This window comes from Kribbella soli (assembly GCF_004331345.1).
In the GTDB taxonomy this organism is placed as follows: domain Bacteria; phylum Actinomycetota; class Actinomycetes; order Propionibacteriales; family Kribbellaceae; genus Kribbella; species Kribbella soli.
Window position 1 is genome coordinate 1,611,718 of the sequence record NZ_SJJZ01000002.1, and the last position, 23,179, is coordinate 1,634,896.

Below are 23,179 nucleotides of genomic sequence, written 5' to 3' on the forward strand. Positions count from 1 at the left end.
CCCGCAGCCGCTTCTCGGCGCTCGGCCAATCCAGGAACACTCACAAGCCACGGTCGAATTCTCGGTCCTCCGTGTCGAGAGGCAGCGGCTCGGTTCTCACCTTGCCAGGTAGCACCTGCGGCGTTGGCAAGTGCCTCTCTGTGGCCCCGATCAGACGTCCCGCAGTAGCGGCAACTCGGCCGCCCAGCGTCTCGACAAGCCGGACCGGTGGGTTTCGGCCGATCGTTCCGGCGGCGCTGGCCATCTGGTGCGCTGGCAGGGCACCGAATCTCGCGAGCGTCGTGTACGCAACCGACTCAGCCTCCAGCCTGGCAAGACCATGGCAGCCTGAATCACGAGACAGCTTGTGCATGCGGAGATGAGCCAACTCATGAGCGAGTCTCATCGCGGCAACAGCGCCATCGAGCTCGTCGCTCACGAAGACTCGCCGCCGCCGGCGGTCAGTCATCGCACCATTCGGTTCGTCCGGCAACGGCCGTCGCTGGACGCGGTACCCAGCATCGAGCGCAACTCGCGCCAACGCGGCATACACATCGTCTGGCCGCAGGTCCGCGAGCGTTCCGATCGGAGGCATCGCGCCGCCATCTGTCTGGCTGACGTCCCAGACCGTCGCAACTCCGTGCCCCTGCACCGGCCCCGCGGCGCGATCGACATCCCGCGCCGACGCAACAATCCTGATGCCGGAGGCACCACGCACGATTCGACGTCCCTGACGTTGCCACCCGGGCCGACCATCAACCCACACGGCATCAGGCATCTGCAACTTGATCAGAACGACATTCCTGAACGACTGACCATGCAGAACCGCTGCCGCGCCCAGCCAGCGCATCCACTGACGGTCAGACCAGTTCCGCCGTACCTCCGCGTCGACAGCTCTGCGGAGATCATCAACGGTCACCCGAAAGCGGTTCCCTGCTCCCCAATTGCTGCTACCCATGACACGAGGGTCATCAGCAGCGGACGCCTCTTGAACCCGGCAGAGAGAATCCAGGACCTAGTCGAACGCGAGCAATGGGACGTTGTACAGGTCCGCTTGGCGCGGTCGCGAGAAGGCCGGCGCCTTCACCTCAACCAGGTACGTCTCGGTGAGGAACTGGATCTTCGCGCCAAGCAGATGGCTGGTGTGAGCCGTCGCCGAATGGGCCTTGAGGCCGACCGACACGTGAATGTGAGGCAGGACGGTTCCGGACTCCGCGTCGTAGGCGAGCGATCCGCCACCGACCGCCTCGACGTTCTCCAGGTGTACGGCGCTCCAAACCGGCGCGTCCGGATCCTCGAGTTTCTCGCAGGTGCCGACGAGTTGGACGTCCCGCATGCCGGCGATGAACATTGGGATGAACCCCTGTCGTACACCGTACTGCGCGCAGAACTCGGCCAGTACCGGATAGAAGTCGTCACCATGGTCGAACTGGACCGCGAAGGTGCGGCCCATCGTCAGTTCAGCGGCGCGCAAGCTCAGCTCCTCAGATGTCGTTGATGTAAGCAACGTACCGAATCGCGGTGTTCAGGCCCTGCGTCGACAGCAGGCGGCTACGTGGGTGAGCGATGTCGTCCACGCCGACGGTGGCGAGTCCCTCGCAACGCCTGCGGAACCACTGCCACGGAACGTTCAGATAGCCGGCGAGCGCCCCCAACCGCCGCTCCGATGTCGTCTCGCCGATCAGAGACTCCGCAGACACCTGTCATTGACGCGACGGTGGCACGCTCGAGTCGACGTACCACAGCCCAGAGCCGCCCAGCCAGTTCGCGACAATCGCCTCCTCGCCGAGAACGAAGCCTTCGACCTCTGCATGCTCGGGCTCGGCACTCAGCTCGACGATGATCCCGAAGGCCTCCATTAGTGCCGCAGCGAGCAGCAGTAGGACTCGCTCATACATCGGAGACTCGGCGACGTCTGCCTCCGAGATGCAGAAACCTCGACGCATGCCCGGGAACCAACGCGACGTACGGCGAAGGTAGTCGTACTTGTGCCGCCACAGCAGCCAGGACGCAGCCTCCTCGCCGCGTGTCTCCCGTGTCCAGAAGAACGGCTGCCCCGACAACCGCTCAAGGTTCCGCGTGATGTGCCGAGCACAGAACCTGGACCCCAACCACTGGCTCGCGACCGCATTCAGTGTCGGGACCTCGCTCAGCGGCACATCCGACGTACGGCGTCCTTCGTGGTGCGCCAGCCGAGCTTGACTGCTCATCAACAGTGCATCGTCGGCCAACAGCGCGACGTCGGTGTTTGTCGTTGCCCAGATGATGCCCACTGTCAGATCGTCGAGGATCGCCGCTGACGAGACCGGTTGTGGTCCCGCACGACGACCTGCGCGGTCAACGAACCGGCGTCCGTCGGAGGCGTAGTAGCGGTGCTCATGGCCAGCGACGACCACTAGTGAACGTCGATCAGGTCGATTCAGAGCGGCATCCTTGGGATCGACCATCAACCAGCCCTCCCCCGGCAGCTCCGCTTGGCAGTAGTGCGCACCAACTTCCACACCGGCGTACGATCTGTCCACGAGGTCGTCGAATCAGCGCAGACCGGGGAACCGCTCAAAGGTCCTTGAGGCGGATTCGCCGCACATGCCCAGATCCGATAGCTGGAGCAGCGTGCGTCATGGACCCGCGGCGCGGTCAGCGGCAAGCATTGGTGAGGTCGACGCTCAGCCAATGGCACGTCTGGCCACGAGGGTCGTCGGATGTTGTCCGGACCGGGTTTGCGGTGGTCGCCCTCGGCTTGCTGGTCATTGCGCCTCAGGTTGGGTGCGCGTAACGGCCTTGCCGAGCTAGACGTCGACCGGGACCGCCAGATCGTCCGCGACCTGGACGACTCTCGGCCTCGTGGCCCGCTCGCCACAGGCGCTCGGAGTCCTCAGCTTCCTAGCCCAGTTCCCCCTCCTCTTCGCCAGCAACACCTTGATCGCACCCGACACGATGCCCGGCTGGCTCGACCGTCTCGTCACACTCAACCCGGTCAGCCGCCTGGTCTCCATCGAACGCCATCTGATGGCCGGCACCGCCACAGGCGAAGTGACCGGCGTGCTCCTCTCCGCAGCCGCGCTCACCGCCATCTTCGCCCCGGTCTCCATGCGCCTCTACCGACGCCGCAACTAGGCGCGCGCAGAGGCGTATGGGTGAGCGGTCCGTCGTGTAGGTTGCTGGTTGGTGTGCCGGGAAGCCTGGTCGGCGACAGGGTGTGGTGTGTCGACCGAGGGGGTCTCTCGTGGTGATTCAGGTTCTGCTTGCCGCTGCCGGATTGGTTGTGCTGACCTTCGCGGCCGATCATCTGGTGCTCGGATCCTCCCGGCTGGCGCAACGGATGCAGATCAGTCCAGTCGTAGTCGGCGTTGTCGTCATCGGTCTGGGTACGTCGGCACCCGAGTTCCTCGTCTCCGGTGTCGCATCGGCACGCGGGGACACCGGACTGGCGGTCGGCAACATCGCCGGGTCCAACATCCTCAACCTCACTCTCATCCTCGGGATCGCCGCACTCGCCGGGTCGGTTGCCGTGACGTCACAGGTGATCCGTCGTGAGGTGCCGCTGGCGGTGGGAGCTGTCGTCCTGTTCGCGTTCCTGGCATGGGCAGGCCTCAGCCCGCTGAGGGGCGTGGTGCTCGCCGCCACGGGCGTGTGTGCGGTGCTGGTGCTGCTGCGTTGGGCCAAGCAGGGGCGCAGTAACGAGGAGGTAGCCACCGAGGCCGCGGAGTTCGCCCAGGCAACCGCGACCGTGGATGTGCCCGTGCAACCGTCGCGGCTGCCGGCCTGGTTCGAGCCGGTACGGGCGATCCTCGGACTCGCCGGCGTACTGGCCGGAGCTCAGCTGCTCGTCTCCAACGCGTCGGCCATCGCGACCGATCTCGGCGTACCGCAGGTCATCATCGGCTTCACGTTGGTCGCCCTCGGTACGTCGTTGCCGGAGCTGGTCACGACCGTTCAGGCTCAGCGCCGGGGCGAGTCCGACCTTGTCGTCGGCAATCTGTTCGGCAGCAACCTGTTCAACAGCCTCATCGGTGGCGCAGTCGTCGGACTCGCATCCGGTTCGGCCGCACCCGGGCGGGCCGCCGTCGCGCTGAGCGTCACGATGATCCTCACGGCGGGGCTGGCCTGGATGCTGCTGCGTCGAGGTCTCGCCCTGACCCGGATCGAAGCCCTCGTCCTCCTCGCCGCCTACGCACTCACGATGCCGCTACTGCTCTCGACGTGAGACATCACCGGCCGCGTCTGATTGCCTTTGACAACGGGTGATGTTTGCGTCGACGGCCGGGGATGGGAGAGGCTTGGCGGCGGAGCGCCGGGAAGTCTGGTCGGCAGTACCCGCCCTCAGCCGAGGTGCGGGTCGATCGACGACCCCGGAGGCGGCATGGCGCAGGAAGCATCCCACGGTCAAGGCCCGCTGACGTTACGTGAGCCTGACGGTTCCGGCGTATCGTGCAAGTGTGCACGGAGAGCAGATGGCCGAGGCGTTTCCAGTGGTCACCCTGGACACGGACGCGCGCCAGGCCGTCGAGCTCCTGGCCTCGCGCCGCCTGCCGGGACTCATCGTGGTCGACGAGAAGGGCCGGCCCCATTCGGTGCTGCCCGCGTCGCAGGTGGTGCGCTTCCTGGTTCCGACGTACGTGCAGGACGATCCATCCCTGGCGCGAGTGATGGACGAGCCGCTGGCCGACCAGGTAGCAGACCGACTGGCCGGAGTGACCGTCCGCAAGCTGTTGCCGAGGGAGCCGGTCGAGCTGCCAGTGGTCAATCACGACGACACGGTCATCGAGGTGGCGGCCATCATGGCCCGGCTGCGCTGCCCGTTGGTCGCGGTCGTGAAGGACAAGGAGATCCTGGGCGCGATCACCGCATCCAGGCTGCTGGAGTTGGTCGTCGCGGCGCACTGACCGACGGACGGGTGCTCACGTGACAGTGATCGCTGTCGTCGTCTTCGTGGCCGCCTATGTGCTGATCGCGACCGAGTGGACGCACAAGCTCCTCGCCGCACTCGGCGGTGCGGCCGTGCTGCTCGCACTCGGGGTCACCGATTCCGAGCATGCGTTCTACTCCCACGACACCGGCATCGACTGGGACGTCATCTTCCTACTGCTCGGCATGATGATCATCGTCGGCATCCTGCGCCGTACCGGAGTCTTCGAGTACGTCGCCATCTGGGCCGCCAAACGCGCCAAAGGATCGCCGCTGCGGGTGATGATCCTGCTCACGCTCATCACCGCCGTCGCCTCCGCCTTCCTCGACAACGTGACCACCGTGCTGCTCATCGCACCCGTCACGCTGCTGGTCTGCGACCGGCTCGGGATCAATCCCGTCCCGTTCCTGATCGCCGAAGTGATGGCCTCCAACATCGGCGGCACCGCCACGCTGATCGGTGATCCGCCGAACATCATCATCGCGAGCCGCTCCGGGCTCACCTTCAACGACTTCCTGGTCCACCTGACCCCGCTCGTCGTCATCGAGCTGATCGTGTTCACCCTGGTCCTCCCCCGACTGTTCAAGGGATCGTTCGACGTCGACCCGGACAAGGTCGAGAACGTCCTGCGGCTGAACGAGCGTGAGGCGATCCAGGACACCCGCCTGCTCATCAAGTGCGGCTCGGTGCTGCTGCTCGTGTTCACCGGATTCGTCGCGCACTCGGCCTTCCATGTCGCCCCGTCGGTGGTGGCACTGCTCGGCGCCGGCCTGCTGGTACTGATCTCAGGGGTGCCGACCAGGGACTACATGTCCAGCGTCGAATGGCAGACACTGCTGTTCTTCGCCGGACTGTTCATCATGGTCGGCGCCCTGGTCAGAACCGGCGTCATCGGTGACCTCGCCGACCAGGTCGGTCAGGCGACCAACGGCAAACCCCTGCTGGCCGTGATGCTGATCCTGGGCGTGTCAGCGGTCCTGTCCGGCATCGTCGACAACATCCCGTACGTCGCCACCATGAGCCCCGTGGTCCTCGAACTCGCCAAGAGCATGAACGACCCGGCCCACGCCCAAGCCTTGTGGTGGGCGCTAGCCGCGGGAGCCGACTTCGGCGGCAACGCGACCGCCGTCGGCGCCAGCGCCAACGTCGTCGCCATCGGCATCGCGCTCCGCGCCGGCAACCCGATCAGCTTCTGGGAATTCACCCGCAAAGGCGTGGTGATGACCGCGATCACCATCGCCGTCGCGGCGCCGTACCTCTGGCTGCGCTACTTCGTCCTGTCCTGACCCGGCGGCGGCTCGGGCGCTCCTCGACCAGCACCACGCCGGTCTCCGTTCGGCATTCACCGCGGATCTGGAAGTTGCCCGAGGCAAGGGCGAGCTCCGCCGTGGCCCGACCAGACCGGAGCCGCCGAGATGCTCACCTTGCTCGCGTACGGCGTCAGCCTCCGCTCGCGGTCAGGAGCCCGACGCGAGGATCTGACGGCCGTAGGCTGCGTCCGCGGCGAAGCAGAGCTGGCATGCGGCGAAGCCGGAGGTGCCGAAGACCCAGACGCCGTCGGCGTCGGCGCGGCCGGCTGCGAGCCCGCTGCAGGGTCGCTTCCACAGCCGGCCAACGGCAATCCGCACGCTGTGAGTACGGCAATCGTGCGCATCACGACCATCTCCAACCTCAGGCGTTCCAGGGTCTGACGGTAGCGCCAAAGACAGGCCGCAGCGGTTCCGTCATCGGTCCGTAAACCAGCCCACCCATCCCCGCCAACCTGACCGAGGAGGGTTTCGCTCTGCTTGCGCAGGAATTGTGAGGCTGGTTCGACCCTCGCCAGCGCATCGACGCACCGAAGAGTTCAGTCAACTAGCCGCGCCGGAGTCGTCCGGCGTGACGGTGAGGTCCGGCTGTGGTCGCGCAAACGGCAAGGACTTCACCTCGAAGTTTCCTGATGTGCAGGCAGCCCTCAAGGCCCAACTCACTACCGACTGCGTCTTGGACGGCGAGTTGGTGGTGTGGACCGGAGATCGGCTCGACTTCGACGCACTGCAACTGCGCAATGCGAACACCGCGGCGACCGTGCGACAGCACTTGGCGCCGGCGCAACCCCGCCTCGTTTGTCGCGTTCGATCTCCTGGCTGTCGGCGAGGTGGATATCCGGCCGATGCGCTGGACGTCCCGACGCCAGCGGTTGGAGTCATGTCCGGCGAGCTGCTGATTGACTCAGGGTTGGGTAACGACGGTGACGGTTACCGTTGCTCCAGACGTGAGCATCGTGCCTGGCGATGGGGAGACGGCCAGGATGTTGCCGGGTATGGAGCCGGGGGACTTCCTAGTCTGGATGTTGGGTTTCAGGCCCAGTGCGGTGAGCCTGTCCGCGTATTGCTGGCTGAAACGGGCGGCTGGATTCGATTCGCTGAACAGGGGCTCTGGGACACCGATGGTGTCTGAAACGATCATGATCCGGGCGAGGATGCCGTGAACCTCGCCAGCGTTCGTGGAGGACTCCGCCTGGAACGCTACGTCGAGAGACGGAATGAACACCGTGCCTGAACAGACCGTCAGGGGCGAATCGCCCGTGCAGGTTGTCCGCTGACGTTCAGCTCGCACGCCGTCGAGCTGGAAGGTCTCGTCGGCACGGAAGCCGATTGGCTTGCCGCTACGCACCAGTACGCTCTCGACACCTTTGGGGCGATCTACCAGACAGAGGTTCTGGGGGCCCGCGTCGATGATGACGGTGTCCTTCTGCGGCGTTCCGCAGCCGAGCTGGTTCGTGCCCCATTGCTCGGGCACGGCGATGGCGGCGTGGCCGATGCCCACCAGTCGCGTCGCGGCATTCGCCGGCGGTGTCGAGGCGGCCGGCGGCGCGGGGTTCGTGAAGATCGGGCCGCCCGCGAGCAGCAGCGTCCCGCCCACCGCAACTACCGCGGCTGCAACGCCGACAGCCGAGAGTGCCCCTGCACGCCGACGGCGGCGGCGAGCAACGCCTGCGCGGATGGCTTCGATCGGTGGTGGCCCGACGTTTGTCCGGTTTCCGGCGCGTTCGAGGAGTTCGGTCAGCTTGGATTCGATCATCGTGTTCCTCGCAGTTCTGCCAGGCCTGGGTCCTCCGCCAGGACCTTCACAGCTCGGGACAGTCGGCTCTTCACTGTTCCGATGGCGACGCCGAGCACGGAGGCGATCTGCGGGTCGGTCAGATGGGCGTAGTAGCGCAGCACCACCGCGGTGCGCTGGTCGGTGCCCAGCCGGTCAAGCGCACGCATCATCGCGTCGGTGTCGTCAACGCCGGCGGTCTCATCACGGCTGGCCCGCTCGGGGGGATCCGATACTGGCTTCTCGCCGGTCCAGCGGCGGCGACGTGCGGAAATGAAGACGTTGATCAAGACTCGGTGCACGTAGGCGTCCCGGTCGTCGGCCTCCCGGACCTTGCCCCACTTCACCAGGCATCGTTCGAGGGTCGTCTGCACGAGGTCCTCGGCCTCGGGGCGCGTGCACCCCAGGAGCACTGCGGAGCGCACCAGACCGGGCCAGCGCGCGGCAACATACTCGCTAAAGTCCGCGTCCCCGGCCATCGCTCACCTGCCCCTCAGAGCCCTTCACCCATATAGACAGGCTGGCAGCATCCAAAGGTTCCAGTAAGTCTTGAATACCGACAGGCTGCCATCTTCGCCAGCAGGGGGCTCAGCCCCCGCGTGACGCCGCAGCCTGTCCAATCCGACATGTCACGGCTGGCCGCACCTCCAGCCAAACGTTTGTGCCAAGGATCTGACGGCTGATTACACATCTCTTGCCGACATGCATCTGCCCCGATCCATCCAGCCGTCCGGTCACGCCGGTCCCGTTGCCCGTTGGGCAGGCCGATCCACAGAATTGGGTGGCGCCGGCGGTGGTAGTTCCGGCGAGTGCCGAAGCAGTGGCAGCGTTCAGTCGGAACCTGTGCTCGTCGCCATCTGGCTCTGAAACGGGCGCCCGTCGGCGCGTCGTCACGCAGCCGGCGCGGCTATTTCCGGGATGCCGGTGGCGCCCGATGCGCGCCGCCACCGATGGTATCGGCGAAGGCACGCCTCGGGTCCCGGGACCGAAAGATAGATCTCCCCGAATGGGCCGGGGAGATCTACAAGCTGACTGCATGACGAGGGTGTCGCCTCAGAGCAATGAGGCGCCAAAGTATCCCAGCGTGTTCTGTATTCTCGTGAAGTAGATACGCGAGTAACATCGCCGGGGTAGCTGCCCGGCGGGGTAGTTCGGGCAAGGGAAGCCGTACGCCGAATCCTGCCCCGCCGTCACAATTCCGCTATACCGTGTCCCCGGTGCCAGTATGTAGACAGGACCCCCACTGTCACCTTGTCCTGCGGCATTCGCTCCATCCTCGCGGATGGCCAAGGTCAGGCCGCAATTATTCCATCCAGGGCGCGTGTCGCAGAAATTGGTCCCATAGACCTTGATGTTGCACCTCTCGCCCGAGAACGCGCCGCCCGTGCATACCGACTGGCCTGTCAGGCTCTCCCAGGGCAACGAGCTGACGGCGACGACGCCGTACCAGGAGCGAAACATTGTGGGCCCCGTGGTGCCGTTGACGAGCATCGCATCGAGATTCGGATAGCCCGATCTGTTCGCCACGGTCCCAACCGACTGCAGCGTACCAGCGACGTTGGCGTTCCCCTGCCGGATCAGCTGGCCCGTGTTAGCCGCACAGTGAGCCGCCGTCAGCATGTACTTCGACGCTCCGATCTTCACGCCGGGCCCGGAGGTGCAGTGCCCGGGAAGGCCGTTAATGGCGTTGGCTTCACTGTAGATGAACGATCCCGAAGCCCACGCCGGTTCGTCGTCGACGCGGCTCACGAGGGCGGGGGACTCACCTGAACCTGAATCGAACGGGGGCCCGGACACCAGCTCGAGTGGAGTGTCAGGAGCGATTCGCGCGATGCGGTCCCGCAGCGTGGAAGTGATCGGGCCATCCACCCCCACCTCCAGCGTGTTCTTCGTTTCATTGGCGTCGATGGTGACGATTCGAGAGGCGGCGTCGCTCAGTTGACCCGCCGCGGCGAAGACCTCAGTCATCCGCCGTTCGAGGTACTCCAACGAGTACTGCACCGGCACCAGTTCCACCGGAGCGTCAGTCTGCGGATCCAGTTTGGGAAGCTGCGGCAGCCTGGTGACCATGACACGCAACGCACCCGAGTTCCGATCGAGATAAGCGCCCCCATATGTGTCGGCCGGGATCGATCCGCGGATCTTTTCAAAAGATCTTCCACTACGCAACGTGGCTTGATCAGTTGTGTCCGTAGTCTGAATCGGCGGTGGTTTATCGGCCGCCATCGCTGGAACACCACCTACCGCGACGCACAAGACAAGAGCAATTGCCGCTGCACCAGTTTTTCGCATGCTTCCCCCTGGCACTTCTTAGACAACGATTGTGTTGGCCAGCTTCCCCCGGTATGGCCAGCCGCAAGGACATAGAATCCGTGTCCCAAATTCGACCTCACGCCGTACTGCATTCACTGGTACCACCCTCCGGCGACCAGCGTCCATGGGGAAGTGATTGCAACAAGCTGCAATTTCCTTGGTTTCGTGACTCACGAGACGGCGAACTGGCACACCTGAGGCCCAGGCGTCGATCTGTCCGTTGGGACCTAGTCCTGCGAGACAGCGATTTGGTATCACACGAGCACTGCGACGTCTCACTGTCGCCTGAAGACATGCGGCCGAACGATGACGCAGCCATGCTCCAAGCACTCCACGGACGTGTCGCGCACCTGCAATAGCCCCTCAGCGCCACAGTGCACGACGCAGAATCCAGCCCTCTAAAAGGTCAAGCACCGCGACACAGTGGACGCAATCGTCGGCGCCGTCACAGGCACCCTGCAGATGCCCGAAGTGCTGGTCGTCGGCCGATACCGCGGCACCCAACCGGTCGCCGTCCGCTTCACCGCGACCGCCGGCTCGCTGCAGGGCTTCGAAGTCACCATGGTCACCGCAGCCGTCAACGACGTCGTCGTGGCCGTCACCGTGATCAACGGGCTGCCCGAGGACATCGAAGGCGCCACGACAACGGCGGTGGAGAAGGCACAGGCCACCCTCGGAGCCTCCCGCTCCGGCACCTGACAGGCTGGCGGATTCAGGACAGGTCGAGGTCGCGGCGGCGGAAGCTGATGCCTCCGGCAACCGTCAGTACGGCGGCAATTGCGGTCAGGACGACGAGGGGCAGCGCCGTGATGCTGGACAGCGGCATCGCGGTGGTGTGACCGAACGGCGACAGCTTCGCGAATCCGTCGGGCAGGCTCAGCAGGGCACCGAAGAATCCGAAGAAGAAGGCGTAGGCGACCACGAGCCACGCCCAGCTCGACACGCCCGGCCGGAGCCCGAACAACGCCGCGGCGACGCCGATCACCACGAGGACCGCCGGGGCGAAGGCGAGGGTCGCAACCAACACCTCGGCGACCACGGTGCCGTCCGAGCCGCTGGTGACGGCGCCGAGACCGACTCCGAGTCCGCTGACGAGCAACAGCACGACAGATGCCAGAGCGGTGTACCCGAGCCACGAGAGGATCCAGCGCCGGCGGCTGACGGCGGTGGCCAGCGCGGCCTCGGTGTGACCGGTGCGTTCCTCGGACCTCAGTCGCAGTACGGACGTGACCGCGAACGCCGCGATCATCAACGCGAAGAACAACGCCATCACGCCGAAGAAGCCATCGGTCGGATCCTGCCCGTTCGCGCGGAACACCTCGCCCATGTCCGGGTTCTCAGCCACCGCCTCGGACACCGAATCACTCAACGAACCGCTGGCCAGCGCGAACACGAACAGGCCGATTCCCCAGCCGATCAGGCTCGCCCGCTGCTGACGCGCCGCCAACCCGAACGGCGTGGACAGCGACGGCGCCGCGTTCGCTCTTCCCAGCCGTGCGGGCAGCAGCCCAGCGCCGACGTCACGCCGCCCGGACAGCAGATAGGCCGCGCCGACAGCAGCCGCGGTGACCGCGACCGGCAGCAACAGCGGCCACCACCGTAGGTCGACGAACGGACGCAACTGTTGCGTCCACGCCAACGGCGACAACCACGACAAGATGTTCCCGCCGCGCTGCGACGCATCCCCGAGTGCCCGCAGCAAGAAGGCAGCACCGACGACCGCCATCGCCAGGCTCGACGCCGATCGGGCGTGCTCGGTCAACTGCGCCGTCACCGTGGCGACGGCGGCGAAGACCAGACCCGTCAGGCCCAGCCCGAGACCGACGGCGAACGAATCGCCGGCCGCCAGATCACCGCTCATCATGGCCAACGCAGTCAGAAGCGCGACTCCGGCATTCGCGATCACGGCCAGGATCAACGCGGCCAGCGGAGCCGCATGCCGGCCGACGACGGCCGATCGGATCAGTTCCGCGCGGCCGGTCTCCTCCTCCGCGCGGGTGTGCCGTACAACCAGGAAGATGCTCATCATCGCGGTCGGTACGGCGAGCCACAGCACCATCTCGTTGGTGATCATCGCGCCGAGTGTGTAGTTGTCCAGTCCGTACCCGGGCCCCGACATCATCGTCGCCGCGGGCGAATCCATCAGCCTCGCCCGGACCTGACGCTGCTCCGGCGTCGAATAGACAGTCGGCAGCGCGCTCACGGCGTACAGCATGCCGAGCCCGATCGCGCCGACCCAGATCGGCAGCTTCACCCGGTCCCGACGCAGCGCGAACCGGACCAGGTCGCCGGTCGCGGTGAAGTTCGTCATGACTCCACCCCGACCAGTTCGTCGCCGTACTGGCGCAGGAACAACTGCTCCAGCGACGGCGGGGCACTGGTTAGGCTCCGTACGCCGAGCCCGCCGAGCTCTCGCACCACCGACGCCAGCTCGTCATGATCGACGTCGAACGTCACCGTTCCGTCTGTGCCGCCGTCCGCGCGCAGATCGTGTACGCCGGGAAGCGCAGCCAGCCGCACCGGATCGCCGTCGAGCGACACAGCGATCGCCGTACGGGTCAGGTGACGTAGCTCCGCCAGCGTCCCGGACTGCACCGCGCGTCCCGCACGGATGATCGTGACCGTGTCACACAGCTTCTCCACCTCGGCGAGGATGTGGCTCGACAAGAGCACCGAACGACCGGCCGCCTTCACCTCGGCGATGCATTCCTGGAACACCGTCTCCATCAACGGATCGAGACCCGACGTCGGCTCGTCCAGCACTAACAGTTCGACGTCGGCGGCCAAGGCCGCGACCAGAGCGACCTTCTGCCGGTTGCCCTTGCTGTACGTGCGTCCCTTCTTCGTCGGGTCGAGCTCGAAACGCTCCAGCAGCTCGGCTCGGCGCGCCTTCGACGCGCCGCCCCGCAGCCGGGACAACAGATCGATCGCCTCGCCGCCGGTCAGGTTCGGCCACAGGCTCACGTCGCCCGGTACGTAGGCGAGCCGGCGGTGCAGTTCGACCGCGTCGTACCAAGGGTGCAGCCCCAGTACGTCGACGTACCCGGAATCGGCGCCAAGCAGGCCGAGAATGATCCGGATCGTGGTGGACTTACCTGCGCCATTCGGGCCGAGGAAACCGGCCACCTGACCGGCCTCCACCGTCAGGTCGAGACCGTCGAGCGCCTTCACCTGACCGAAGGACTTGTGCAATTGCTGAATTGTCAGGGCAGCAGTCATCGCTGAACCTCTTCGCAATGGGATTCCGGGATCGTCCCGGCGTGATGTCGTCTGTCAGTAGCGCCTCGACGCAGGCGCATGGTTGGCTTACGGTTTCGCGTCGCCGGCCGGCGGATCGCAGACATACATCAGGTAGTCGTCGAGCATCTTCCGGTCGACGAACAAACCCTCCGAGAACAACTCCAGCGCCGGCAGCGTGATCTCGTCCGAGATCTGCCGCAACTCCTTGCGGAAGTCGTCGACCTCCCGGAACCCCGGGTGCAACGAGATCCACAACAACAACGACCCCATGCCCTGCATCGCGAGATACCGCGCCCGCCCCGCCGGATCCCGGCTCGGCCTGATCAGGCCACTCGCGACACCCGCCTCGAGATACTCCAGCGCGTCGGCGCACATCTGTTCCATGAACTCGCCGGCGAGTTCGCCACCGGCCTGCAGGCTGCGCAACGAGTACAGCGCCATCGGCGCGTACTCCTCGATCTCGGCCAACTGCGCGATCGCCGCCGCCGGACCACCCCTCGTCGCCTTCAGCTTCGCCGACCGAATCACACCGAGCACGTACGCGTCGCAGGCCTTCCGCAGACCGTCTTTCGACCCGAAGTGATGCACCACCAGCCCCGCGGTCACCCCGGCATCCGCCGCCACCGCACGCAGTCCGACCGAGAACCCGTCCCGCCCGTACCGAAGAATCGCGGCGTCCCGAATGCGCTCAGCCGTCACCTGCCCGGCCCCTGGAGCCGAGCCGCCGGAATCTGCGGTTGAACGCACGTTCAAACCTTAAACGCGCGTTCAATCCGCTGGCAAGTTCCCGCTCTTGTGGCCGCCAAATGTTAGCGACTAACATTCACTGTGGGCTCAAGGGCGGAGCGGACGCGGGACCGGCTGTTGACGGCGGCGCTGGAACTGTTCGCGGAACGCGGGTACGACGGCACGAGCGTGAGTCAGATCGCGGCCCGTGCGGGGGTGACCGAGATGACGTTCTTCCGGCACTTCCCGGGGAAAGCGAGCGTGCTGGTCGATGATCCGTACGATCCGGTGATCGGTGTCGCGATTCGCCGGCAGCCGCCCGGACCCGATCCGATCAGCCGCGCTGCCCGAGGAATCCGTTCGGCGTGGCAGCAGCTTCCCCAACCGTCGGTCGAGCAAGTTCGGACACGGCTCCGGATCGTCGCGAAGACACCTACCCTGCGGGCGAGTATCGCCGGCGGAACGGCTGCGACGGAGGCCGTGATCACCGACGCCCTCACCAGCGGCGGGACCAGCCGACGGGAAGCACTGATCGCCGCGGGAGCAGTGATGGGCGCACTCAACACGGCCCTGCTCGAATGGAGCCTGACCGACGGCGACGACCTCGGGAAGGCGATCGAGACCGCCCTGGATCTGTTAGAGGACCGGCGTGGCTGAGCACGCGGTCGATGCCCGAGGGCTGGTCCGTACGTTCGACGACGGCACCGGAATCCGGGGCGTCGACATCTGGGTCGCACCAGGCGAGATCCACGCGCTGGTCGGGCTGAACGGCGCCGGAAAGTCCACCCTGATGCGGCTGTTGCTCGGCATGCTGACGCCGGCCGACGGCACGGTCACGATCGCCGGCCAGGCACTGAAGCACGTCGACTGGGCGGCAGTCGGGCACCTCGTCGACTACCCGTTGGCGTACCGGGAACTGACCTGCCGGCAGAACCTCGCGCTGGGCGCACGTCTGCACGGTGTCTCGCCGGCCAAGATCCCGGGCATGGTCGCAGCCGCTATCGCCGAGCTCCAGCTGACGCAGTACGCCGATCGGCGCGCCGCCAAGCTGTCCCTCGGCAACAAGCAACGTCTCGGCCTCGCCTCGGCTTTGCAGCACGACCCGCGCTTCATCGTGCTCGACGAGCCCACCAACAGCCTCGACCCCTCCGGAGTGATCCTCCTCCGGGAGGCGCTACTGCGTCGATCCGACGAAGGCGCCGCCGTGCTGGTCAGCAGCCACCACCTCGACGAGGTCGCCCGCATCGCCGGACGCATCTCGGTCCTGAACGCCGGCCGCGTCATCGGATCCCTCGACCCGCACGGCGTCGACATCGAACGCGCCTTCTTCGACCTCGTGCACAGCGACGACGTGGCCGCATGACGATCGGCCTCGTCACCGAGTTCGCCAAACTCGTCCATTCGACCATGGTCCGAGTCACCACGATCCTTGTGGTGCTCGGGATCTCCCTCATCTGCGCGGCGATGCTGTTCGCCGTCCACACCGACGATCCGCAACTGGCCGCCAAGCTCGGGCCGCTGATCGACCCCGGCGGATGGGCCGGCTACATCACCGTCGCCATCCAGGTCACCGGCGCAGCAGGATTCGTCGGGTACGGCGTCGTACTCAGCTGGCTGTTCAGTCGTGAGTTCGCCGACGGCACGATCACCGGCCTGTTCGCGATCCCGGTCTCCCGGCCCGCGATCGCGACCGCGAAGCTCGTCGTCTACCTCGCGTGGGGCCTCGTCACGGCCGCCGCTCTCCTGCTCGCCCTCATCGTCCTCGGTTTCATCAGCGGACTCGGCGGCGTCCCCGCTGACGTCGTACCGTCGATGGCCCGGCAGTTCGGCCTCTCCGTCTTCACCATCGTCCTCGCCACCCCTGCGGCCTGGGCAGCGACACTCGGCCGGTCGGTGCTCGCCGGGATCGGAACCACGATCGGCATTCTCGTCCTGTCGCAGGTCAGCGTCATCGCCGGCAGCGGCGGCTGGTTCCCCTTCGCCGCACCCGCAGTGTGGGCGATCCACACCGACATCGCCGTGACACCCGTCCAGCTGGCCCTCGTGATACCGGTCGTCGTACTCGCCGTCGCCCTGACCCTGCACGCCTGGCACCGCCTCCAACTCGACCGGTAGGCATCGCCTTGTAACGTTCAGTCCCAGTTTGCGGATAGTACGAGTGAGTCCGTCTCGCGGGACGGATCACGGTGTGCCGGGAAGCCTGGTCGGCGACATGCGTTGTCGTCGACAGAAAGAGGCGAAATATGCCTGCCTTCCCCCGCTGGCTTTCCGTGCTGGGCGCCTTCTCGCTCGTGGCGACAGTTCTCGGCCTGGTCGCCCTCCTCGACACCCGTCACCAACGCGCCCTCGCACAGGACTTTCTGGATATCGGTGTCGAGACGAGCGCCGACCAGGTCGCGGTGGCGGTCAAGGACGGCAAAGGCGGAAGCTACATCGACGAGGTCGAGGTGACATTCGTCGTGGCGACCAAGCGGCATGTCGCGACCCTTTCGAACAGCCTCGGCGATCCGGAAAGCAACGCCGACGGCCGCCACGCACCGGCGGCCGGAACGCGGTACGCGAGCCCCCTACGGATCGTCTACAAACCCGACGACCCGTCGCAAGTCATCGCTCTCGTAGACGCCGACTACTTCGTTTCCGACACCGGAACTCTGACTGGCATGGCAGCCGTTGTCTCCATCGGGGGCACCACCACCGTCGCCATCGCCTTCGGTTGGCTCGCGCACTGGCTACTGCTGTCAGGCAGAGCAGCGAGGTCCTTCTGATTGGCGCGGCGCATGGCGGCAGACAGCAACGGCGCGGCGACACGGGCGAAGCCGGACGGCTCGCCGCGGTTGCGCAACGTCATCCGGGTGATCGCTTCGCCGGCCGACGACCACGCGTAGCTGGTCTCCATCGGGAACGGCCCCTGCGTCGTGCGCATCACCAGCCGTTCGAAGGGAATCAACTCGACCACCTCGTAGGTGTAGGCGAGTCGCCGTCCGAGGAAATGCGCGACGAAGTCCATCCGCGAGCCGACCGCGATCGGCGGCTCGGTGCGCCACTGGACCGATTCGATGTTCGCGTACCACTCGGGCGCGTTCGCCGGGTCCCCGACGTACGCCGCCACCTCGAGCACCGGCCGATCGATCACGACCTCGGTGAACACGTCGACAGCCATCATCCCTCCTCGTCCCGACTGTTGGCCCACCGGCCTCGTGTGGCCGCTGCTGATCGGTTTCTCGCTGGTGTTCCTCGTCTCGGTGGTGGTGTGGATCAGTTCGCGGGCAAGGCTGCGAGGGATCGGCCGGTCGTGAAGAAGTTGGTGACAGCAGCTGTCTCGGGGAGCTCGGTCATCAGCCGGGTGGCACCGAACGTTGCGTTCCAGAAGTCGCCGGTCCGTGGTGTCCAGGGGCCGACGTATGCATACGGCTCCGGAATGTCGTCGTCACCAGGCGATACGCCGTAGTTGACCTCGTCCAAGGTGATGCCGACGTCGAAGTGCTCAGGCCAGAGAACGGGCGTTTGCAGCGGGTTGAGTGTCCGCAGCGCAGCGTCCCCGCGGACGAACGCGTCAGCGAGCAGCCGGGCCGCCGCGGGATCGACCTCGACCTGCTCGTCCGGGGAGATCTTCGGCCCGCCGGAGTAGACGTCGTCGAGCCGGTGCACGCCGACTCCGGCTGCCGCCGCAACCTCGGTGTATGTGCCGATCAGCGGGATCGATCCGGTCGGGGTGACAAGTGTGTCGGTCTCGACCCTGAGGTGCGGGGCGTTGACGGTGCCGAATCCGCCCGGCACGATCCGCAACCTGATACCGCCGCCGTTGCGGTGCTGAGATCCGGCGAGGATCAGCTCGGCGACCCCGTGCAGCGCGCGTCGGGTTACGGCGAGCGAACGTTCGTCCATGACTGCAGTCTCCTCCTGTAACGCCTGGCCTGTGGCAGGCACTGACCCATCAGAAGGTCCGTGTCGCGGAGGGTGGGAGACGTTACATGACGGCGAACTGGCATCGCGTGGATGAGGTCGACGTACCGACGGATGGACGAGTCCGCAGTGTCGTGGTGGATGGTCGAAGCATCGCGCTCGCTCGATGCGGGGTCCGGCTGGGTGCGCTGGAGAACAAGTGCCCGCATCAAGGCGGGCCGCTGGGTGAGGGCTCGATCGAGAAGGGTCTGCTGCGCTGCCCGTGGCATGGGTACGACTACGACCCGATCACCGGGCAGCCACCCGAAGGATTCTCCGACAGCGTTCCGTCGTACCCGGTGGACGAGCGCGCCGACGGTGTGTACGTGCAGTTGCCGGACCCACCGCAGCAGGTCCGGACGGTGGCCGACGTACTCGTCGAGACATTGGTTGCCCACGGCATCAGTCATGTCTTCGGCATGGTCGGGCACTCCAACCTCGGGTTCGCCGAGGCGATGCGCCGGGCCGAGGAACGCGGCGAGCTGACCTACATCGGCATCCGGCACGAGGGCGCGGCCGCCTTCGCCGCCAGTGCCTACGGCAAGCTGACGGGACGCCCCGCGGCCTGTTTCGCGATCGCCGGTCCGGGCTCGACCAACCTGCTCACCGGTCTGTACGACGCCAAGCTCGACGAGGCGCCCGTGGTCGCGATCTCAGGTCAGGTCCCGTCGAAGGTCCTCGGCCGCGGCGCGTTCCAGGACCTCGATCTCACCGCGGTCTTCAAGGACGTCGCGGTCTCCAGTACGGCGGTGCAGTCCGGCAGTGACCACGCCGAGCTGGCTGCACTGGCGGTCAAGCACGCGATCGACGGCCGCGGCGTCGCCCACCTGGTGCTGCCTGACGAAGTGCAGGTCCTGCCATCCGAGAGCCCGGCGAAAGGTCCTGCCGGACGGTTGTCGCGGCGGCGGATCCGGCCCGACGACGACACCTTGGCTCGGGCCGCTGCGATGATCGGCGACGCCCGACGACCAGTACTGGTCGTCGGACACGGCGCGCGCGGGGCAGAGGACCAGGTACGCGAGCTGGCCGAGCACCTGAACGCACCGGTCTTGACCACGTTCAAAGCGAAAGGTCTGGTGCCGGACACGCATCCGCTGGGTGCCGGGGTACTCGGCCGAAGCGGTACGCCGGTCGCCAGCTGGCTGATGAACGAGTCGGACCTGCTCATCGTGGTCGGCGCCTCGTTCTCGAACCACACCGGCATCGCGGCCTACAAGCCGATCATTCAGATCGACGACAACCACACCGCGATCGGCCGCTTCGACGCCGTCACCGTCGACGTCCTCGGCGACGCCGGACTCGCCCTCGCCGCACTGACCGGCAGGCTCACCGACACGAAGGCGGAGGATCAGCGCCCCGACCTCGCCGAACGCTGGGCGATCTGGCGAGCGGAGAAGGCACGCCGGGTGAACGACGACCGCGGCCGCGGCGTCTCGGCTGCGGCCGTGTTCGACGCGCTCTCCCGGCACCTGCCGGCCGACGCCGTGCTGACTGTTGACGTCGGCAACCACGCCTACTCGCTCGGGCGGTACCTGGAGTCGAAGGGCCAGCCGGTGCTGATGTCGGGCTACCTCGGCTCGATCGGCTTCGGATACCCGGCCGCGCTCGGCGCATGGGCCGCCGCACCTAGCCGGCCGATCGTCGCGGTGACGGGCGACGGCGGATTCGGACAGTACGCTGCCGAGCTGACAACCGCCGTGAAGTACGGCATCCCGATCAAACACGTGCTGCTCGACAACCACTCGCTCGGCAAGATCAGCAAGGAACAACTCGCCGCCGACTACCCCGTCTGGCACACCTCGCTACAGAACCCCGAGTGGGCGGCGTACGCCGAACTCTGCGGCGCCACCGGTATCCGCGTCACCCGCCGCGCCGAGCTCGACGACGCGATGACCCAGCTCTTCGCCACCACCGGACCGGCCCTGCTCTGCATCGAGCAGGACGCCGAACTTCTCTAGGAGAAAGCCATGCCCGAGTACGACGACCTGCGCGCGCTGTACCTGAACTGCACCCTGAAGCGGTCCCCCGCCATCAGCCACACCGAGGGACTCATCGACGTCAGCCGGAAGATCATGGAGAAACAAGGCGTGCGGGTCGACGTGATCCGCGCGATCGACCACGACATCGCCACCGGCGTCTGGCCCGACATGACCGAACACGGTTGGGCCACGGACGCCTGGCCCGCGATCCAGGACCAAGTGATGGCCGCCGACATCCTGGTGATCGCCGGACCGATCTGGCTGGGCGACAACAGCTCTGTCACCAAACAGGTGATCGAGCGCTTGTACGGCAACTCCTCGATCCTCAACGAGCACGGGCAGTACGCGTACTACGGACGTGTCGGCGGCTGCCTGATCACCGGGAACGAGGACGGCGTGAAGCACTGCGCGATGAACATCCTCTACTCGCTGCAGCACCTCGGCTACACGATCCCGCCCCAGGCCGATGCCGGCTGGATCGGCGAGGCCGGCCCGGGCCCGTCGTACCTGGACATGGACTCCGGCGGACCGGACAACGACTTCACCAACCGCAACACCACGTTCATGACCTGGAACCTGATGCACCTGGCGAGGATGCTGAAGGACGCGGGCGGCGTCCCTGCCTTCGGCAACCAGCGGTCCGAATGGGACGCCGGCTGCCGCTTCGACTTCGAGAACCCGGAGTACCGCTGACCATTCTCCTGTACGGTCGGCCTGTGGGGGTGGTCCTGCCGACGGACGACGTCCTCGTCGACGGCCTGCGGGCCGGGGACGAGGAGATGTTCGCCTGCCTGCTGAACGGCTGGTCCGGGTCGATGGTCCGCCTGGCCCGGTCGTTCGTTTCAACCGCAGCCAGCGCCGAAGAGGTCGTCCAGGACACCTGGCTGGCCGTCTTCCAGGGCATCGAGCGATTCGAGGGCCGGTCCTCTCTGCAGACCTGGGTCTACCGGATCCTGATCAACATCGCCCGCAAACGAGGGTCCGCCGAGCAACGCACCGTGCCGTGGGCCAGTCTGGTCCCGGACCGGGACCCCACGGTCGACTCGAGCCGGTTCCGTGGCCCGCACGACCAGTACCCGGGCGGATGGCTGGCGTTTCCGGAGCGCTGGCCGTCGACCGAGGGCGAGGTCCTGGCCAACGAGGTCAGAGCGACCGTGGCGGCGGCGATCCAGAGTCTCCCGATCCGCCAGCAGGTGGTGCTGACGCTGCGGGACATCGACGGTCAGACGGCCGACGACGTCTGCGCTCTACTGGACATCTCGACGGCGAACCAGCGCGTCCTCCTGCACCGCGCACGGGCAGCGGTGCGCAGCCGCCTCGAGCGGTACTTCGCAGCAACCGGAGTCGAGTCATGACGTGTGCAGAGCTGGTCGAACTCGTCACCGCCTTCCTCGAAGGCGCGCTCGACCCGGACACCGAACGGCGTTTCATCGAGCACCTGGCGATCTGCGACGGCTGCGAGACGTACGTCGACCAGATGCGCCGTACCGTTGCCGAAGTCGGCCAGGTGGAACCTGAGAGCCTCTCGGACGAGACCCGCGATCGCCTGCTCGAAGCGTTCCGCACCTTCCCGCGCGAGTGAGCTGTAACGTCTGACCGCTCCACCGGCACTGAATCGATATGCCAGATGTGGAGTTCACCAATCTGTTCGCCGTCGTGCTGATCGCGCTGCTCGCTCCGCTGCTGCTCGGGCTGGCTCCGCGGCTGCGCGTGCCGGCTGTCGTGCTGGAGATCGTGGCCGGCATCGTGATCGGGCCACACGGCCTGGGACTGGTCAGCCTCGACGTGCCGCTGCAGATCGTGTCTCTGTTGGGGTTGGGCTTCCTGCTCTTCCTGGCGGGCCTGGAGATCGACGTCCACCAGCTTCGCGGACAGGTCCTGCGCCTGGCGGTGCTCGGCTATCTCGTGACCTTGGTGCTCGGCGGCATCGCAGGTGTCGGATTCTCCGCGGCCGGGTGGGTGCAGAGCGCGCTGCTGCTCGCCGTCACATTGTCGGCGACGTCGCTGGGGCTCGTCGTGCCCGTTCTCAAGGATGCACGCCAGGCCGACGGCGCGGTCGGACAGTTCACCATCGCGGCCGCGTCGGTCGCCGACTTCGCCGCCGTACTGGTGCTGTCGCTTGTGTTCTCGACCGAGGGCGGTAGCGCCGGTGAGCGGCTGGTGATGGTCGGCCTCTTCGCCCTCCTCGTGATCGTCACCGGATTCGTCGTCGCGACAGCCGGCCGGTCGGAGCGGATCGGCGGCGTGCTGCTGCGGTTGCAGGACACGACGGCCGAGATCCGCGTCCGCGCGGCCGTCGTACTCCTGGTCGCGTTCGTCGCCCTGGCAGAACAGTTCGGGCTGGAGACGATCCTCGGCGCCTTCCTGGCCGGAGCCGTGGTCGGTCTCGTCGATCGCGACGCGGCCTCACATCCACGCTTCCGCATCAAACTGGAGGCCCTCGGCTACGGCTTCCTCATCCCTGTCTTCTTCGTGACCAGCGGACTGCGCCTCGACCTGCGGGGACTCATCGACGATCCGGCCGCGCTGCTGCGGGTCCCGCTGTTCCTGCTGGCGTTGCTGATCGTCCGCGGCGTGCCGGCGTACCTGTCGGTGCGGACTCTCGGCACCCGGTCGACGGCAGCGGTCGCGCTCCTGCAAGCGACCTCGCTGCCGTTCATCGTCACCGCGACCCAGATCGGCGTCCTCACCCGCCTGATGGCACCGGTCACCGCCGCAGCGCTGGTCTGCGCCGGCCTCCTGTCCGTCCTCATCTTCCCCGCAGCCGCACTCGCACTGCTCAGGCATCCCAGCGGAAGCGACCACGAGTCGTCCCTCCAGCCTCGGAGAACGCAGACCCGCATCGACGAGTGATGCCCGACCCGAGCTGACTCCCGCACTCGCCGCGACGGGGCGCTGATGCACGCGAAGGAGCGGCACCAGCAGCCGCCGCCTGTGAAGTAGCTCCAATTTGGCGCGGTCAACACTGACACCGCGCTTCTTCGCCTCGGCACCGAACCGGCGCTCGTCG

27 protein-coding genes are annotated in these 23,179 nt (G+C 66.6%); 13 read left to right on the forward strand and 14 right to left on the reverse strand.

Annotated features, from left to right (window positions below; genetic code table 11):
* Nucleotides 1–40: 40 nt before the first annotated feature.
* The 4 genes from E0H45_RS21785 to E0H45_RS21800 form a co-directional block, all read right to left on the reverse strand.
* A complete protein-coding gene (locus E0H45_RS21785) occupies nucleotides 41–829 on the reverse strand; it encodes an ImmA/IrrE family metallo-endopeptidase (RefSeq protein ID WP_131339999.1) in 789 nt (262 codons plus the stop codon).
* A 165-nt stretch (nucleotides 830–994) separates the two neighbouring features.
* Nucleotides 995–1,453, reverse strand: coding sequence for a PPC domain-containing DNA-binding protein (locus E0H45_RS21790; RefSeq protein WP_131340001.1), 459 nt, complete (start codon nucleotides 1,451–1,453; stop codon nucleotides 995–997).
* Between the two features lie 10 nt (nucleotides 1,454–1,463).
* Nucleotides 1,464–1,679, reverse strand: coding sequence for a hypothetical protein (locus E0H45_RS21795; RefSeq protein WP_131340003.1), 216 nt, complete (start codon nucleotides 1,677–1,679; stop codon nucleotides 1,464–1,466).
* Nucleotides 1,680–1,682: 3 nt separating this feature from the next.
* Entirely contained in the window at nucleotides 1,683–2,252 is a 570-nt protein-coding gene (locus E0H45_RS21800; RefSeq protein WP_131340005.1) for a hypothetical protein, read from the reverse strand.
* A gap of 571 nt (nucleotides 2,253–2,823) precedes the next feature.
* Here E0H45_RS21800 and E0H45_RS21805 point away from each other — a divergent pair.
* The 4 genes from E0H45_RS21805 (at nucleotide 2,824) to E0H45_RS21820 (ending at nucleotide 6,174) form a co-directional block, all read left to right on the forward strand.
* Nucleotides 2,824–3,096: a hypothetical protein gene (locus tag E0H45_RS21805; RefSeq protein WP_131340007.1), complete on the forward strand. Its 273-nt coding sequence runs from the start codon at nucleotides 2,824–2,826 to the stop codon at nucleotides 3,094–3,096.
* Between the two features lie 109 nt (nucleotides 3,097–3,205).
* Nucleotides 3,206–4,186, forward strand: a complete 981-nt coding sequence (locus E0H45_RS21810; RefSeq protein WP_131340009.1) for a calcium/sodium antiporter — start codon at nucleotides 3,206–3,208, stop codon at nucleotides 4,184–4,186.
* 232 nt (nucleotides 4,187–4,418) lie between these two features.
* On the forward strand, nucleotides 4,419–4,865 hold the full coding sequence (locus tag E0H45_RS21815; protein WP_131340011.1) for a CBS domain-containing protein: 447 nt from the start codon (nucleotides 4,419–4,421) through the stop codon (nucleotides 4,863–4,865).
* 19 nt (nucleotides 4,866–4,884) lie between these two features.
* Nucleotides 4,885–6,174 carry an ArsB/NhaD family transporter gene (locus tag E0H45_RS21820; protein WP_131340013.1) on the forward strand — a complete coding sequence of 430 codons (1,290 nt, stop codon included), beginning with the start codon at nucleotides 4,885–4,887 and terminating at the stop codon, nucleotides 6,172–6,174.
* A 171-nt stretch (nucleotides 6,175–6,345) separates the two neighbouring features.
* Here E0H45_RS21820 and E0H45_RS42535 read toward each other — a convergent pair whose 3' ends face one another.
* From E0H45_RS42535 to E0H45_RS21840, 4 genes are all read right to left on the reverse strand, one after another.
* On the reverse strand, nucleotides 6,346–6,516 hold the full coding sequence (locus E0H45_RS42535; protein WP_165546541.1) for a hypothetical protein: 171 nt from the start codon (nucleotides 6,514–6,516) through the stop codon (nucleotides 6,346–6,348).
* 583 nt (nucleotides 6,517–7,099) lie between these two features.
* Nucleotides 7,100–7,951: a PASTA domain-containing protein gene (locus E0H45_RS21830; protein ID WP_131340015.1), complete on the reverse strand. Its 852-nt coding sequence runs from the start codon at nucleotides 7,949–7,951 to the stop codon at nucleotides 7,100–7,102.
* A complete protein-coding gene (locus tag E0H45_RS21835; protein ID WP_131340017.1) occupies nucleotides 7,948–8,448 on the reverse strand; it encodes a SigE family RNA polymerase sigma factor in 501 nt (166 codons plus the stop codon). The genes E0H45_RS21830 and E0H45_RS21835 overlap by 4 nt, the downstream gene beginning before the upstream one ends.
* 574 nt (nucleotides 8,449–9,022) lie before the next feature.
* The gene (locus tag E0H45_RS21840) at nucleotides 9,023–10,039 is read right to left on the reverse strand and encodes a chymotrypsin family serine protease (protein ID WP_131340019.1); all 1,017 of its coding nucleotides are present in this window, start codon (nucleotides 10,037–10,039) and stop codon (nucleotides 9,023–9,025) included.
* A 666-nt stretch (nucleotides 10,040–10,705) separates the two neighbouring features.
* Here E0H45_RS21840 and E0H45_RS42940 point away from each other — a divergent pair.
* Entirely contained in the window at nucleotides 10,706–10,981 is a 276-nt protein-coding gene (locus E0H45_RS42940; protein ID WP_202872434.1) for a hypothetical protein, read from the forward strand.
* Between the two features lie 13 nt (nucleotides 10,982–10,994).
* Here the strand turns inward: E0H45_RS42940 and E0H45_RS21850 are convergent, their stop codons facing one another.
* The 3 genes from E0H45_RS21850 to E0H45_RS21860 form a co-directional block, all read right to left on the reverse strand.
* Complete coding sequence (locus tag E0H45_RS21850) at nucleotides 10,995–12,593, reverse strand: ABC transporter permease (protein ID WP_131340021.1); 1,599 nt, start codon at nucleotides 12,591–12,593, stop codon at nucleotides 10,995–10,997.
* Complete coding sequence (locus E0H45_RS21855) at nucleotides 12,590–13,501, reverse strand: ABC transporter ATP-binding protein (protein WP_131340023.1); 912 nt, start codon at nucleotides 13,499–13,501, stop codon at nucleotides 12,590–12,592. The genes E0H45_RS21850 and E0H45_RS21855 overlap by 4 nt, the downstream gene beginning before the upstream one ends.
* 87 nt (nucleotides 13,502–13,588) lie before the next feature.
* Nucleotides 13,589–14,269, reverse strand: a complete 681-nt coding sequence (locus tag E0H45_RS21860; protein ID WP_131340025.1) for a TetR/AcrR family transcriptional regulator — start codon at nucleotides 14,267–14,269, stop codon at nucleotides 13,589–13,591.
* An 81-nt stretch (nucleotides 14,270–14,350) separates the two neighbouring features.
* Here E0H45_RS21860 and E0H45_RS21865 point away from each other — a divergent pair, with 81 nt between their 5' ends.
* The 3 genes from E0H45_RS21865 to E0H45_RS21875 are packed head-to-tail and all read left to right on the forward strand — an operon-like array spanning nucleotide 14,351 to nucleotide 16,363.
* The gene (locus tag E0H45_RS21865) at nucleotides 14,351–14,905 is read left to right on the forward strand and encodes a TetR/AcrR family transcriptional regulator (RefSeq protein WP_238155133.1); all 555 of its coding nucleotides are present in this window, start codon (nucleotides 14,351–14,353) and stop codon (nucleotides 14,903–14,905) included.
* Nucleotides 14,898–15,611, forward strand: coding sequence for an ABC transporter ATP-binding protein (locus E0H45_RS21870; RefSeq protein ID WP_131340027.1), 714 nt, complete (start codon nucleotides 14,898–14,900; stop codon nucleotides 15,609–15,611). Before E0H45_RS21865 ends, E0H45_RS21870 begins: the two co-directional genes overlap by 8 nt.
* Nucleotides 15,608–16,363, forward strand: coding sequence for an ABC transporter permease (locus E0H45_RS21875; protein WP_131340029.1), 756 nt, complete (start codon nucleotides 15,608–15,610; stop codon nucleotides 16,361–16,363). Before E0H45_RS21870 ends, E0H45_RS21875 begins: the two co-directional genes overlap by 4 nt.
* A gap of 17 nt (nucleotides 16,364–16,380) precedes the next feature.
* Here the strand turns inward: E0H45_RS21875 and E0H45_RS21880 are convergent, their stop codons facing one another.
* The 3 genes from E0H45_RS21880 to E0H45_RS21890 form a co-directional block, all read right to left on the reverse strand.
* The gene (locus E0H45_RS21880; protein WP_131340031.1) at nucleotides 16,381–16,725 is read right to left on the reverse strand and encodes a hypothetical protein; all 345 of its coding nucleotides are present in this window, start codon (nucleotides 16,723–16,725) and stop codon (nucleotides 16,381–16,383) included.
* A 149-nt stretch (nucleotides 16,726–16,874) separates the two neighbouring features.
* Nucleotides 16,875–17,411 (reverse strand): SRPBCC family protein, encoded by a 537-nt coding sequence (locus tag E0H45_RS21885; RefSeq protein WP_238155134.1) that lies wholly within the window; start codon nucleotides 17,409–17,411, stop codon nucleotides 16,875–16,877.
* 92 nt (nucleotides 17,412–17,503) lie between these two features.
* Nucleotides 17,504–18,133: a hypothetical protein gene (locus E0H45_RS21890; RefSeq protein ID WP_131340036.1), complete on the reverse strand. Its 630-nt coding sequence runs from the start codon at nucleotides 18,131–18,133 to the stop codon at nucleotides 17,504–17,506.
* 86 nt (nucleotides 18,134–18,219) lie between these two features.
* On the opposite strand from E0H45_RS21890, the gene E0H45_RS21895 reads away from it, so the two are divergent.
* Genes E0H45_RS21895 through E0H45_RS21915 form a run of 5 tightly spaced genes read left to right on the forward strand, consistent with a single transcriptional unit; the run spans nucleotide 18,220 to nucleotide 23,022 of the window.
* Nucleotides 18,220–20,148 (forward strand): thiamine pyrophosphate-binding protein, encoded by a 1,929-nt coding sequence (locus E0H45_RS21895; protein ID WP_131340038.1) that lies wholly within the window; start codon nucleotides 18,220–18,222, stop codon nucleotides 20,146–20,148.
* A gap of 9 nt (nucleotides 20,149–20,157) precedes the next feature.
* Entirely contained in the window at nucleotides 20,158–20,862 is a 705-nt protein-coding gene (locus E0H45_RS21900; RefSeq protein WP_131340040.1) for a flavodoxin family protein, read from the forward strand.
* Nucleotides 20,863–20,885: 23 nt separating this feature from the next.
* A complete protein-coding gene (locus E0H45_RS21905) occupies nucleotides 20,886–21,524 on the forward strand; it encodes an RNA polymerase sigma factor (protein ID WP_238155135.1) in 639 nt (212 codons plus the stop codon).
* Nucleotides 21,521–21,751 (forward strand): anti-sigma factor family protein, encoded by a 231-nt coding sequence (locus E0H45_RS21910; protein WP_131340044.1) that lies wholly within the window; start codon nucleotides 21,521–21,523, stop codon nucleotides 21,749–21,751. Before E0H45_RS21905 ends, E0H45_RS21910 begins: the two co-directional genes overlap by 4 nt.
* A 38-nt stretch (nucleotides 21,752–21,789) precedes the next feature.
* Entirely contained in the window at nucleotides 21,790–23,022 is a 1,233-nt protein-coding gene (locus E0H45_RS21915) for a cation:proton antiporter (RefSeq protein ID WP_131340046.1), read from the forward strand.
* The last annotated feature ends 157 nt before the right edge of the window (nucleotides 23,023–23,179 follow it).